Genomic DNA, 13,435 nt, shown 5'->3' on the forward strand with positions numbered 1-13,435 from the left:
AGGAACAACAAGAAGAAAAGGGGACATACCATGATCCGAGTTGGGGTAATCGGTTGCGGTAGTATAGGAAGGGTTCACGCAGGTATTTTAAAGGATATAAAAGAAGTGATACTTTGTGCGATGGTGGATCCGAAACTGGACCGGGCAGAAGAATTTAGCCAGGTGTATACAGAAAGGAAAGCAAATGTATATGGTTCGTTTGAGGCGATGGCAGAAAAAGAATCTCTTGATGTGGTTCACATCTGTACCCCTCATTCTAGTCATGTACCACTTGCAGTGGCAGCTTTAAAACTAGGAATGCATGTATTTATGGAAAAACCTCCTGCGATTAACAGAGAGCAGTTTCAAAGACTGTTGATCGAATCGAGACGATCCAGTGGCAGAGTGGGTATCTGCTTCCAGAATCGGTACAATGAAACCACTGAAAAGGTAACGGAACTTTTAAAAGCGGGGGTCATTGGAACCATAAAAGGTGGCAGAGTGTTCGTTACCTGGCACCGGGACGCTTCCTATTACACAGAGAGCGGCTGGAGGGGGCAGAAAGAGACAGAAGGTGGAGGTGTTTTGATCAACCAATCCATCCATGCGCTGGATCTGCTTCTTGGCTGGCTTGGTAAACCAATCAGGACAGAAGCGTCTATGAGCAATCATCATCTAAAAGGGATTATTGAAGTAGAGGATACGTTTCACGGATATATGGAATTTACCCAGGGAAAAGATCCGGTTTCTGCTTGTTTCTATGCGACAACTGCTTATGCCGCAGATGCACCGGTTATGATTGAATTGGTAGGAGAGAACGGTTTTATCCGTATCGAAGGGGAACAGCTGTGGTACCAGGGTGCAGAACAGACAGAGCCAGTCCTTTGGAAGTCATTAAAACGAATGGTACCGGGTAAATCCTATTGGGGAAGTGGCCATCAGGCTTGTATTCGTGATTTTTATGAATGTCTGCAGACGGGGAAAGACTATAGAAACGATCTGGCTTCGGTTCAGACGACATTTGACACCATGATGAATTTATATGAATCTGCAAGAAATGAGAGGGAGTAAGATGGATACAGTAAAGCTAGGGATTATTGGAATTGGGAATATGGGAACCAATCACGTAAAGAGCATTTTAGAAGGAAAGGTTCCGGAGCTTACAATCACTGCAGTGGCAGACCAAAATGAGAGCCGGAGAGCCTGGGGGAAAGAACAGTTACCGGAATCTGTCGCGATTTTTACAGAGGGAAAAGATCTGATTGCGTCCGGTGCCTGTGAGGCTGTTTTAATCGCAGTTCCTCATTATCAGCATCCAGATCTTACAATTGATGCATTGGAACATGGACTTCATGTGTTGTGTGAAAAACCAGCAGGGGTTTATACCAAACAAGTGCGTGAGATGAATGATGTGGCAAAAAAATGTGACCGTGTATTTGCTATGATGTTTAACCAGAGAACAAACTGCATATACCGCAAGATGCATGAGATGGTAACTGGGGGGGAATTGGGTGCAATTAAACGGGTCAACTGGATTGTAACGGATTGGTACCGCACCCAGTCTTACTATGATTCTGGAAGCTGGAGAGCCACCTGGGATGGAGAAGGCGGCGGTGTCTTATTAAACCAGTGTCCTCATAACATGGACTTACTACAGTGGATCTGTGGTATGCCAAGTAAGGTAATGGCTTTCTGTCACAATGGGAAGTGGCATGACATTGAGGTGGAGGATGACGTGACCGCATATCTGGAATATCCAAACGGAGCCACCGGAGTCTTTGTGACCACTACAGCCGATGCACCCGGAACCAACCGGTTTGAGATCACTCTGGAAATGGGGAAACTGGTATGTGAAAATGATAAATTAACGCTATATAAGCTTTCAGAGAATGAAAGGACGTTCTGTAAGACGGCGAAAGGTGGATTTGATACTCCTGAATGCACCATAACTGAGGTGGAAACCGATGGAATCAATGAACAGCATGTGGGAGTTATGAAGGCATTTGCAGGTACGATTCTTCACAATACCCCTCTGATTGCAGAAGGGCAAGAGGGCATATATGGTTTGACATTATCAAATGCCATGCATTTATCTAGTTGGTTAAAAAAAGAGATTGAGCTTCCGTTTGAGGAAGACTTGTTTTTAGAAGAACTGAACAAACGAAGAAAAACGTCTAGAAAAAAAGAGGGGTCTGGAGTGGTATTTGACACCAGTGGAAGCTACTAGGAGAAGAAAAGGAGACTTGATTATGTGGGAAAATATAAAAATAACAGGATTTGCAGATGAGATAGATGGAGATTTGGGGATTCAGATACAGGGACTAAAAAAACTGGGAATTCATCACATGGAGATGCGGGGCGTGAATGGAAAAGGGCTTGTGGAGTATCCATTAAGCCAGGTGAAGGAATTTAAAAAAGAACTGGATTATAATGGAATCAGTATTTCTGCCCTAGGGTCACCAATTGGAAAAATTAAAATTACCGATGCGTTTGAACCTCATATGGAATTGTATAAGCATACTGTAGAAATCGCTCATGAGATGGAAACTCCGAACATCCGCATGTTTAGCTTTTTCATGCCAGAAGGAGAAGCGTACACCCCTTATCGGGGGAAAGTGATGGAACAGCTTTCCCAGTTTGTGGATTATGCAAAGGTGAGTGATATCATACTGCTTCATGAGAATGAAAAGGGCATCTATGGAGATGTTGCAGACCGGTGTCTGGATCTAATGAAAGAATTTTATGGAGATCATTTCAAAGCGGTCTTTGATTTTGCAAACTTTGTACAGTGCAAGCAAGATACGAATCAGGCATACGAGATGTTAAAGCCTTACATCGCATATATCCACATCAAAGATGCAATCTGGGCAGATGGAACCGTTGTTCCGGCTGGTAAGGGCGATGGAAATGTGGATAAGATCCTTTCTATTTTAAAAGACAGTGGATATCATGGATTTTTGTCTTTGGAACCACATTTAAGTGATTTTGCAGGATTTGAGGCACTGGAACAACAGGGAGAAAAGAAGAAGAAAATGAGTGGAGAAGAATCGTTTACCATGGCTTATGAAGCACTTAGAACCATATTGGAAAAACTTTAACACTCTCACAATGGGAAAAGCAGGTAAGTCTCGAAAACGGGACTCACCTGCTTTTTTTAATCCCCCCCGTTGATCATTTTTATGTATGCACTTGGGGTCATTTTTGTATTCTTTTTAAATATCTGACTGAAGTACTGTGGATTGTTTCCACATCCTATTTTTTCTGCGATCCATTGAATGGATTCCGTATGTCCCTCCTCCATCAGTTTTTTTGCTTTTTGAATGCGTTGTGTGGTTAAGTAAATGGAGAATTTTTGTTTCGTTTCCTTCACAAATCGTGCACTGACGTAGTCTACATTCATAAATAAGTAATTTTCTGCAATCCATTTTAGAGTCAGGTTTGGATTATTTAAGTTAGATCCTACATATTGCATGACTTTCTCAATAAAGGGGCTGTAGGTTTTTCCATTTTCTCCTGTGTTTTCCGACACTTTTTCAATGGCCTCCATTAGCATCCCCCGAATGGATGGCGCTTCGGTCTGTTCATTTAACTTTAGCAGGTACTCCGTGCCCTCTACGGAGGTACCGTAATGATTCCCAGTGGTGAATTGGATTACCATACGAGAACCTGCCTGTTTTAAAAATTCCGGATTGCTGATCCCATCTAAGGTGTGCTTTAATTCCTCGATAATATGTGTCCGTTCCTCTTTTGCCGGCTCCATGATCTTAGAGGTAAGCTGTTTAATCTTTGTCATTAAATTTTTGTAGTTGCAGATAGGAACGGGATGAAGTCCGTTCATAAAATATATAATTCCGTATCGTTTGATCTTTCCAATGAGAATTTCTATGAGCTTTGCAAGATTTTGACAGGTGTTTCTTCGATATTCATATGCTGTCTTCGTTTCCGTACTTGAAAGCTTGTTTATAAACGCATCTAAATTGTCATAGGAAACTTGATGGCTTTCAAAGAACAGGATCAGAGTGTTCTTTACATACAGGCTATAAAGAGAGATTCCAGGTGCACTGTTTCTTAAATAGTCTTTAATACGTCTAAGAACAGAGGTTAATGCTTCTTCTTCCACATAGTGAAGATAACACAGTTCATAACCGGTGTTGAAAAAATCCATAAAACCAGAATAAGAGTCCCAAGAAGGGTGGGGGGATCCGTCTAAAAATAGTTGTTCGGTTATCATATTCTCCAAAATGCTGTGATGTAGATTCTCAGTCAAAGCCTTTTGCCGATTCTGTAAATCTTGAAAGGCACGACGGTGATAATATTCCTGAATGACATCTTTCATACTGTCGATAATCTGTGCTTCGTTGCTTGGCTTTAAAAGATAGTGATGAACCCGGTACTTCATGGCCTGTTTGGCATATTCAAATTCTCCAAATCCAGAAAGTATAATAAACTGAATGTCCATATCCGTTTGTGAGATTCTCTCCACCAGTTCCAGACCAGAGATTCCAGGCATCCGGATATCCGTTAGTACGATGTCCGGGGATTCGTCTAGAATCATGTTGTAGGCTTCGATTCCGTCCCCACAGGTTCCAATCAGATCAATTCCAAGACTGTTCCAGTCAATAAGCGAAGATATGGATTCCCGGATCATTCGCTCGTCATCTGCTATGATGAGTTTAAGCATAAAAGTCCTCCATTCCTCTTAAAGGGAAGGCAAGCCTTGCCACTGCCTGATCGTTTTCGTTATAGAGTGTGAGCCCAAACGCTTCCCCGTAAGTAAGATTCATTCTTTCAAGTATATTTAACAACCCGATTCCAAAGCCATGTGTGGGAATTTGATTGGTCTTTAGTTTTTCAAGAAGGTCATCCTCAAAGACAGAACCATTGTTCTTTACATAGATAAAAAGTGTCGTATCGTCGCATTCTGCCAGTATCAGAATCTGACAGCCCTCCGTGTTTTCCTCTAGCCCGTACCGGATTGAATTTTCCACCAATGGTTGAAGCGTAAGTTTTAACACCATGCAGGAAAGAAGGCTTTCCTTTGCCTCTATTTTATAGTCCAATCGATCCTCATACCGATATTTTTGAATGGTCATGTAGCACCTAATTAGCTCCAATTCCCGTTTTAAACAAACTTCTTTGTTGGCTTGATCCAGTGTGATTCTTAACAGAGTTCCTAAGTTTTCTGCCATGGATGAGATGTCAGCCGCTCCCACGGATTTTGCCCGCCAGTTGATTGATTCCAGCGTGTTGTATAGAAAATGTGGATTGATCTGATTCTCCAGGGCCTTAAGCTGGGCCTCTTTTTTTAATATTTCATTTAAGTAATTGGTACGGATTAACTGATTTACATTTTCCACCATCTGGTCAAAACGGGTATGTAAAATACCCAGTTCATCCGTTCGCCCCGTATAATCGTAGGGAACTGTGGGGTCGCTGTCTTGTCCTTCGGCAAAATTCTGCATCTTGTCTAGAAGATAGTTAAAATGTTTCAATATGGAATTGATGAGAGCGGTTGAAAGCGCAAGGGCGGTCAAAATAGCGGCAGCTGTTAAGAAAATACACAATTTTAAGGTGTCACGGAGAGAGGAATTGATCTTATCATAAGGGATGAGACAGACATAATCCCAGGGGAAGTCAGATAAGCCTCCTTTTACATAAAAATAAGCCTTGTTTTCATAGTCAAGCACCCCATATCTAGAGTTTAATCGTTCCTTTAATTCAGTCGTGGCGTTTTCGGTGATACCAGAAGAATTGTAGATGAAATTCCCCTGATCCAGAAGAATATAATTGGCTTCTTCATAAAGAAGGTTGGAGTCAATGGAGGTATTCATTAACTTTTTCATATCAATATTTACAATTAAATTCCCCACAGAATCCAACTTAAGAAATTGGCTTCGTCGGATGTTTTTTACTAAGAAAAGTCCGTAATCGTCGCTATAATCGGTGATCCATATGGTTTTTCCCTTAGCCGCTTCTGCTTTTTTAATGAGATCTTTTTGTACCGAATCTGGAAGCTTGTCCCCATTCATAATATGCGTATGAATGGAATTATTCCCTTGAAACAAGCGCATGTTTTTGATGCTGTTCTTCTGGAAATTAAAATAGTACTCATTCAAAGTGGTGTAAATGCTTTTATAAGCGACGGTATGTATCTGGCCACGGGGTGTATCCTTTAAAATTCCAAGGTTTTTCTGCATGGCATTATCCGCAAGGAGCATATCCGCCATGATACGAACATTGCCCAAACGGTTTTCCAATTCTTTGGAAGAGATGGATAAGGAAGCTGCTACTGCTTGGTATAGAACCTTTTGATGGGCAAGTGCGGTTAAGTGTATGCTGATTTGAGAGGCAGCGGCAAGTAAAAATACACAAAGGAACACAATGGCTTCAATCTTCTTTTTTAATGTAAGATTTCGAATGAATGATTTCATAATGGCTCCTTATCTGGTAAGCAGTAGGTTCTACCAAGATTATATAAAAAATACTGCAAGAATACAACTATAAAACAATTAAATTATACATAATAGACAAAAAACACGGTTTTTTCCACATAGAACACGGTTTTAAACATTTACTGGAAGAATGTAGAAACGTATAATGAAATTACCTAAGATGAGCAATGCAAATAAGGAGGAAAGTATTATGAAGAAAAAGATTGCATTACTGTTATCCTGTTGTATGGCTGCCGCTTCATTGGCAGGTTGTGGGGGGAGTTCCACATCTTCAACCACCAAAGCAGAAGTGTCTGCAGATTCAGAAACAACCACTGGAGAGGCGACGAAAGAAGCAAAAACCGATGATGGTGGAGCAAAACTTACTATGAGTTGGTGGGGGAATCAGGTTCGAAACGAGCGGACGCAGCAGGCGCTTGATCTTTACACGGAACAAAATCCAGATATTACCATTGAGGGGCAGTTTTCAGAGTGGTCTGATTACTGGAATAAGCTGGCAACGTCTGCAGCCGGTCAGTCACTTCCCGATCTGTTGCAGATGGATTATATGTACATCGATCAATATGTTAAGAATGGGCTTTTGGTTGACTTAAAACCATATATCGAAGATGGATCTTTAGATGTATCCAATATCTCCGATAACATTATGGCCTCTGGAACCATTGATGGTGGAGTCTATGCCATATGTGGAGGAATTAACTCTCCTGCTATGATGTATAACAAAACCCTTCTTGATGAGAATGGTATCACCATAAAAGACAATATGACCGTAGATGAATTTGAAGAGGTATGCCGGGAAGTTTATAAGAAAACTGGTTATAAAACTTCCATTGTATACGGAACGGCTCAGTCTTATTTAGATTACTTTATGAGAGCCAACGACGTGGTGCTATTTGATGGGGATAAGATAGGTGGAAAACAGGAAGATTATGTTCCATTCTTTGAGATGTATACCAAAGGCTTAAAAGAGGAATGGCTGATTGATCCAGGCGTATTTGCAGAGATCTCCATTGGTTCCGTGGAACAGGATCCTCTGGTTTATGGATCAAGTCCAGAAACCATGTCTTGGTGTGCGTTTGCAAATTCCAACCAGTTGACCGCTGTACAGAATGCAGCCCCAGAAGGCGTTACCGTAGGAATGACCACTTGGCCTTCTCCAGATCCCAAAAAATCCAATTACCTAAAGTCTAGTATGTTTTTCTCCATTGGTGCTCATACCCAGAATACAGATCAGGCAGTAAAAATATTAAACTATTTGATTAATTCTAGCGATGCCAACAATATTTTACTTGGAGAGAGAGGGGTTCCAGCCTCTAGCGTGATTGCAGAAGAGTTGTCTCCCAAGATGGATGACTTAAACCAACAGATCATTCATTATATCAATGATGTGGTGACACCAAATAGTTCACCCATTAATCCGCCTCAGCCGGATGGAGCCAGCGAGGTATTTAATCTCTTAAATCAGATTCAGGAACAGCTCTGTTACGGTGGTTACGATGCAGAGACAGCCGCAGATGAATTCTTTAATAGTGCCAACAAAATTATGAGTGAAAAATAATCCATAATTCAATGGGGCGGAGCTTGCTCTGCCCCATTGTTTTGACAGAATCCGATTATGACGTGAATGGAGAGGGTGTATATGAAAGAAAAAAAGAGAGAACGAATCAGACGATTTATGAATAAAGAAAGTACGGCCGGTATTGTATTCAGCCTTCCGTTTACCATAGGATTTTTACTATTCATGGTGGTACCTATGGGACTTTCTCTTTATTATTCGTTCTGTGATTATAATATACTTGCACCGCCGGTTTTTGTGGGGGTGAAAAACTATGTTAAGATGTTTACCGATGATGCAGTGTTTTTTAAATCCATATGGGTCACGTTCTATTTTGCCTTGGTTTCTGTTCCTCTCCGGCTCATATTTGCTCTTATCGTAGCATTAATCCTGTTTAAAACCACAAGAGCAACTGGATTTTATCGTGCAGCCTACTATCTTCCGTCGATCATTGGTGGATCTGTGGCAGTTGCAATCTTATGGAAGCGAATGTTTGCAACCGATGGAGTCATAAATCAATTGCTGCGTTTGATTGGAATTCCCACCAGTTTTTCTTGGCTTGGGAACGTACATACAGCCATTTGGACCTTGATCATACTTGCAGTTTGGCAGTTTGGTTCCTCTATGTTGATCTTTTTGTCATCCTTAAAACAGATTCCGGTAACGCTTTATGAAGCGGCGAGGGTTGATGGTGCTGGCAAGGTTGCCCGTTTTTTCAGAATTACCCTTCCCCTTTTGACTCCGACGATCTTTTTTAATCTGGTGATGCAGATGATCAATGGGTTTCTTGCGTTTACCCAGTGCTTTATCATAACGCAGGGCAAGCCGTTAAACTCTACGTTGTTCTATACGGTGTACATGTATCAACAGTCATTTGAATTTTACAATACCGGGTATGGAGCTGCGCTGGCATGGGTTATGCTGGGGATCATAGGAATTATTACCCTGATTTTATTTGCAACCAGAAGATTCTGGGTTTATACGGAAGGAGTGTAGATCATATGAATACAAGGAAAAGAATCGGAGGAATCTTATATCATATCATTGTGTGCGGTCTGGGTCTTGTTATGATCTATCCTCTTGTCTGGATGGTTATGAGTTCCTTAAAAGAAACCAATACCATATTTACCACAGCAGGTCAGTTGATTCCTAAGAAGTTTACCACAGCGAATTATGCCACTGGCTGGAAAGGATTCGCCAAAATTGGATTTGTTGTATTTTTTAAAAATTCGTTTATTATCTCAATAACAGCTACATTAGGCACTGTGTTCTCCTCTGCGTGTGTTGCGTATGGCCTTGCTAGATGTAAATTCTTTGGAAGAAGAATGTTATTTATTGCCATGCTGCTTTCTATGATGCTTCCAGCACAGGTATTAATGATTCCACAGTATTTATGGTATCAGAAGCTTGGCTGGGTAGGAAGCTATCGTCCGCTTATTTTACCTTATTTTTTTGCCATACAGGGATTTTTTGTCTACCTGATGATTAATTTTATAGACGGGATTCCAAGGGAACTTGATGAAGCGGCAAAAATTGATGGGTGTTCGTATTACAGTATCTTTTGGAGAATCGTCCTGCCCCTCATTACACCTGCCATGATTACGGCAAGTATTTTTTCATTCATGTGGAGATGGGATGACTTCTTATCCGCTTTGCTCTACATCAGTGAGTCAGCAAAATATCCAGTCAGCTTAGCGTTAAAATTATTTAGTGATCCAGGTTCATCTTCTGATTATGGAGCCATGTTTGCCATGGCATCCCTATCTATATTACCAGCAGTGATTCTCTTTATCTGTCTGCAAAAATATCTGGTAGAAGGAATCAGTACATCGGGTTTAAAAGGTTAAAATACGGCAGAGAGTTACAAAAAACAGCTTTTTTGTGCACCAATGCCACTTTTTTTCTGAATATATCTTCCATTCTCAGGTTAGACTTGATATATTGATCTGGAAATCTTTAAACAGGAGTGAATGGAGGATCTTATGATTTATAATGTGTTGGAATATGGAGCCATAGGAGATGGAAAAAAGAATGATGCTGCCGCTATTCAGGCTGCAGTGGATGCATGCAGTCAAGCAGGAGGCGGAAGGGTTCTTCTACCGGGAGGGCATATCTATAACAGTGGTTCTATCCTGCTTAAATCAAACGTGGACTTTCACTTAGAAATGGGAGCCATATTAAAGGCAAGCGACGACCTTAAGGATTACTATCCACTGGCAAATGGGGGCGAGATCGTGGCCCATGAATCTGGACTTCCTTCTTATTTAAATAGTGAATACAATGGAAGACCATTCCATGCGTTCTTATACGGGTATGACCAGGTAAATGTAGCAATCACTGGGTTTGGAACGATAGATGCGAATGAAAAAATGTTTTATGGAGATAATTCTGGTTACCACATTGAAGGCAGTTATTATCCCAGAGTTCCACTGATGCTCTTAGAAAAGTTTGAGCACTTAACCATTCAAAACGTCACACTTAAAAACTGTGCATTCTGGACGGTTCATCTGGTTGGCTGCAATGATGTTTTAATTGAGGGAATTCGTCTGATTAACAATTTACAGATGGCAAATTCGGACGGGATTGATCCAGATCATTGTACCAATGTACGAATTATCGGATGCCATATTGAATGTGGAGACGATGCGATCGTTCTAAAGAATTCTGGAGATTATAACCAGTATGGTCCTTGCGAAAATATTTTGATTTCAGACTGTACTTTGATTTCCACCAGTGCAGCCATCAAATTTGGAACAGAGGGTGAATGTGATTTTCGAAATATTCTGGTAAAGAATTGCTCGATCAGCAGAAGCAATCGTGGAATCTCCATTCAGATTCGGGACGGTGGGAATGTAGAAAATGTGGTGTTTTCTAATCTTACCATTGAAACCCGGCGCTTCTCTCATGAATGGTGGGGGCGAGCAGAACCGATTTGTATTACCTGTCACGACAGAAAACCCGGAGTAAAAGCAGGAAAAATCAGAAACATTCGATTCGAAAATATTAGCTGTATGGGAGAAAATGGGATCTTTATCCGAGGAAGTGAAGGGAATTTGATTGAAGATGTGAGTTTTGATCACATTCATCTAACTCTTAAGAAATATTCCCGTTGGGAGATCGAGGGTTATGATATTCGTCCATGCCAGGGGGAAGGGCTGATAAAAACAAGGGTCTCTGGAATCTATGTGGAGAATGCAAAAGACCTTCAGTTCGAGCACATGAAGATCTTTGTAGAAGAAAGTATGAAACCTTATTATAAACAGGACGTTACCCTTGTTCATACCGAAGATATCATGATTTGATGATTGTGTCGGAAGCGATCTGGATGGTGCAGTTTTGTTCCTTACAACAGGAACAGAATGCGTCATCTGGCATCTGCTCGGTCAGGATAGAATCAAACTGGTTTAAATCTCCGAATGTCATCAGTGAGGTACGTCCAAACTTTGTTGAATCTGCCAGAAGATAATGTTTCTGGCTTTTTTTTAACGCTGCCTTCTTAATGTTATATTCTTCCGTAGAAGCATTGCATATCCCTGCCTCAGCGGAAATTGCGGTACAGGCCATGAATGCTCGGACAATATTATAATCTTCTAAATATTCCACACAGGAACTGCCTACAAGAGAAGCCGTGTCCCGTTTTAACGTGCCTGGCAATGCGATTAAGTTAATGTTTTGGTAATTCATGGCTTTGTTGATCACCTGGATGCTGTTTGTGATGACTGTTACCATTCGTAGATGACCCAAATAGTCGACGATGTTCATGGTAGTGGTTCCGCTGTCAATGTAAATGATATCCCGTTCTCGCACATAGGAAGCGGCAAGGGCTGCAATTTTTTGCTTGCTTTGAAAATTACGGTTCGCCCGCTCTTGAAAGGAAACAAGATTAGGGATGGAGGAAGCGTTTTCGCAGGCGATGACTCCGCCATATACCTTCTCTACGCTGCCTCTAGAAACCAGAACTTCTAAGTCCCGGCGAAGGGTGTTCTTAGAAATCTCAAAGAGTTCACAAAGGGCATCAATGGTAGCAGTTTTGTGTTCCAGGATATATTGTTCTAATTCATCAATTCGGGAAATTCTCATGTCTTACTCCTTATGGTTCTGCATATCCATAATGCAGTGATAAAATAATTATACCAGATGCACAAAAAAAGATCAATAAACTACCAACATATTACCAAAAAAAGAAAAAATGGAGAAGATTATCTTGACCTTGTATCCAACGAGTGCTAAAATATAACCAACAAACAACTAAAACAAAATCAAAATATAATCATAAAATAGAAGGGGGAGAATGATGGGACGAGAATTTATTATGCCTCGCAATATCATAAGTGGTCAAAATGCACTTGAGACTGCAAAGGGACATTTAAAATCCCTTGGAACAAAAGCTCTTATTGTCACCGATGAAATGATGGTAAAACTTGGGAATACAGAGGTGCTTTTGAATGTTTTAAAAGAACAGAATATAGACGGATCTGTTTTTTCTGGGATCAACGGGGAACCAACGGATGCCATGATTTTAGAAGGACTGGACCAATATGTGGCGGAACGCTGTGACTTTTTGATTGCTCTTGGAGGTGGAAGCCCCATTGATTCCATGAAAGCCATTGCAGCGATGCGGGCAAATGAAGGAAGCATTTCAGATTACATGGGAAAAAAGATAAATGGGAACCTTCCAGCCATGGCTGCGATTCCAACGACGGCTGGGACTGGTTCGGAAGCCACTCAGTTTACCATTATTACAGATACTAAAAAAGACGTTAAAATGCTCCTAAGCGGAACGGTATTAATGCCGGACCTGGCGATTATTGATCCTCAATTTACCGTTACGGCTCCCAAAAAGATTACGGCCGCCACTGGTTTGGATGCATTGACTCATGCCATGGAAGCTTATACGTCAAGAAAAGCACAGCCATTATCGGATGTGTTTGCATTATCAGCAGTGAAACGAATCTTCACCTGGCTGCCCAAAGCTTATCACGATGGGGCGGATTTAAAAGCGAGGGAGGAGATGTCACTTGCAGCACTAGAAGCAGGAATTGCGTTTAATAACGCTTCGGTGACTTTAGTCCATGGAATGAGCCGACCCATTGGAGCGTTGTTTCATGTGCCCCATGGAATCTCCAATGCGATGTTGTTAAAAGAGTGCTTCCGATTTGCTCTTGATGGTGCCTATGACCGATTTGCAGTCATGGCACGGGAAATCAAGGTGGCGGATGAAGACACGGGAAATGAAGAGGCAAGCCATGCATTTCTTTCAGCAGTCATTGATTTGTTAAAGGAACTAGAGATTCCTACGCTTTCTCAATATGGAATAGACCAGGATGAGTTTTTATCCGTGATTGAGAAGATGGCAGCGGATGCCATGGCAAGTGGGAGTCCGCTCAATACCCGCAAAGAGATGGATCAGGAAGACGTGAAGGAAATTTACCGCAGACTCTTTGACTGA

At 41.3% G+C, this 13,435-nt stretch carries 11 protein-coding genes; 8 read left to right on the top strand and 3 right to left on the bottom strand.

The window, feature by feature from the left end:
- Window positions 1-30: 30 nt before the first annotated feature.
- Genes EFT72_RS05280 through EFT72_RS05290 form a run of 3 tightly spaced genes read left to right on the top strand, consistent with a single transcriptional unit; the run spans window position 31 to window position 3,077 of the window.
- Window positions 31-1,050 carry a Gfo/Idh/MocA family oxidoreductase gene (locus EFT72_RS05280; RefSeq protein ID WP_164473085.1) on the top strand — a complete coding sequence of 340 codons (1,020 nt, stop codon included), beginning with the start codon at window positions 31-33 and terminating at the stop codon, window positions 1,048-1,050.
- Between the two features lies 1 nt (window position 1,051).
- Complete coding sequence (locus tag EFT72_RS05285; RefSeq protein ID WP_124065863.1) at window positions 1,052-2,206, top strand: Gfo/Idh/MocA family oxidoreductase; 1,155 nt, start codon at window positions 1,052-1,054, stop codon at window positions 2,204-2,206.
- A 22-nt stretch (window positions 2,207-2,228) separates the two neighbouring features.
- Window positions 2,229-3,077 (top strand): sugar phosphate isomerase/epimerase, encoded by an 849-nt coding sequence (locus EFT72_RS05290; protein ID WP_124065864.1) that lies wholly within the window; start codon window positions 2,229-2,231, stop codon window positions 3,075-3,077.
- A 56-nt stretch (window positions 3,078-3,133) separates the two neighbouring features.
- Here EFT72_RS05290 and EFT72_RS05295 read toward each other — a convergent pair whose 3' ends face one another.
- A complete protein-coding gene (locus EFT72_RS05295) occupies window positions 3,134-4,660 on the bottom strand; it encodes a response regulator (RefSeq protein ID WP_124065865.1) in 1,527 nt (508 codons plus the stop codon).
- The gene (locus EFT72_RS05300) at window positions 4,653-6,410 is read right to left on the bottom strand and encodes a sensor histidine kinase (protein ID WP_124065866.1); all 1,758 of its coding nucleotides are present in this window, start codon (window positions 6,408-6,410) and stop codon (window positions 4,653-4,655) included. Before EFT72_RS05300 ends, EFT72_RS05295 begins: the two co-directional genes overlap by 8 nt.
- Window positions 6,411-6,621: 211 nt before the next feature.
- Between EFT72_RS05300 and EFT72_RS05305 the strand changes: the two genes are divergently transcribed.
- The 4 genes from EFT72_RS05305 to EFT72_RS05320 all read left to right on the top strand — a co-directional run bounded on the left by EFT72_RS05305 (window position 6,622) and on the right by EFT72_RS05320 (window position 11,288).
- Window positions 6,622-7,989 (top strand): extracellular solute-binding protein, encoded by a 1,368-nt coding sequence (locus tag EFT72_RS05305; RefSeq protein ID WP_124065867.1) that lies wholly within the window; start codon window positions 6,622-6,624, stop codon window positions 7,987-7,989.
- An 81-nt stretch (window positions 7,990-8,070) separates the two neighbouring features.
- A complete protein-coding gene (locus tag EFT72_RS05310) occupies window positions 8,071-8,982 on the top strand; it encodes a sugar ABC transporter permease (RefSeq protein WP_124065868.1) in 912 nt (303 codons plus the stop codon).
- A 5-nt stretch (window positions 8,983-8,987) separates the two neighbouring features.
- Window positions 8,988-9,833 carry a carbohydrate ABC transporter permease gene (locus EFT72_RS05315; RefSeq protein WP_124065869.1) on the top strand — a complete coding sequence of 282 codons (846 nt, stop codon included), beginning with the start codon at window positions 8,988-8,990 and terminating at the stop codon, window positions 9,831-9,833.
- Between the two features lie 135 nt (window positions 9,834-9,968).
- Complete coding sequence (locus tag EFT72_RS05320) at window positions 9,969-11,288, top strand: glycosyl hydrolase family 28 protein (RefSeq protein WP_243109949.1); 1,320 nt, start codon at window positions 9,969-9,971, stop codon at window positions 11,286-11,288.
- On the opposite strand, the gene EFT72_RS05325 is transcribed toward EFT72_RS05320, so the two are convergent.
- Entirely contained in the window at window positions 11,278-12,066 is a 789-nt protein-coding gene (locus EFT72_RS05325; RefSeq protein WP_124065870.1) for a DeoR/GlpR family DNA-binding transcription regulator, read from the bottom strand. The two genes, EFT72_RS05320 and EFT72_RS05325, sit on opposite strands and share 11 nt — an antisense overlap.
- Window positions 12,067-12,280: 214 nt before the next feature.
- On the opposite strand from EFT72_RS05325, the gene EFT72_RS05330 reads away from it, so the two are divergent.
- Window positions 12,281-13,435, top strand: a complete 1,155-nt coding sequence (locus tag EFT72_RS05330) for an iron-containing alcohol dehydrogenase (RefSeq protein ID WP_124065906.1) — start codon at window positions 12,281-12,283, stop codon at window positions 13,433-13,435.

Origin of the sequence: Clostridium sp. E02 (assembly GCF_003833015.1) — a bacterium.
Classification (GTDB): Bacteria; Bacillota; Clostridia; order Lachnospirales; family Lachnospiraceae; genus Lacrimispora.

What these genes read in the sequence shown, in the direction of transcription:
- EFT72_RS05280 (WP_164473085.1), top strand. Translation starts at nt 31, where the DNA reads ATGATCCGAGTTGGGGTAATCGGTTGCGGTAGTATAGGAAGGGTTCAC.
- EFT72_RS05285 (WP_124065863.1), top strand. Translation starts at nt 1,052, where the DNA reads ATGGATACAGTAAAGCTAGGGATTATTGGAATTGGGAATATGGGAACC.
- EFT72_RS05290 (WP_124065864.1), top strand. Translation starts at nt 2,229, where the DNA reads ATGTGGGAAAATATAAAAATAACAGGATTTGCAGATGAGATAGATGGA.
- EFT72_RS05295 (WP_124065865.1), bottom strand. Translation starts at nt 4,660, where the DNA reads ATGCTTAAACTCATCATAGCAGATGACGAGCGAATGATCCGGGAATCC.
- EFT72_RS05300 (WP_124065866.1), bottom strand. Translation starts at nt 6,410, where the DNA reads ATGAAATCATTCATTCGAAATCTTACATTAAAAAAGAAGATTGAAGCC.
- EFT72_RS05305 (WP_124065867.1), top strand. Translation starts at nt 6,622, where the DNA reads ATGAAGAAAAAGATTGCATTACTGTTATCCTGTTGTATGGCTGCCGCT.
- EFT72_RS05310 (WP_124065868.1), top strand. Translation starts at nt 8,071, where the DNA reads ATGAAAGAAAAAAAGAGAGAACGAATCAGACGATTTATGAATAAAGAA.
- EFT72_RS05315 (WP_124065869.1), top strand. Translation starts at nt 8,988, where the DNA reads ATGAATACAAGGAAAAGAATCGGAGGAATCTTATATCATATCATTGTG.
- EFT72_RS05320 (WP_243109949.1), top strand. Translation starts at nt 9,969, where the DNA reads ATGATTTATAATGTGTTGGAATATGGAGCCATAGGAGATGGAAAAAAG.
- EFT72_RS05325 (WP_124065870.1), bottom strand. Translation starts at nt 12,066, where the DNA reads ATGAGAATTTCCCGAATTGATGAATTAGAACAATATATCCTGGAACAC.
- EFT72_RS05330 (WP_124065906.1), top strand. Translation starts at nt 12,281, where the DNA reads ATGGGACGAGAATTTATTATGCCTCGCAATATCATAAGTGGTCAAAAT.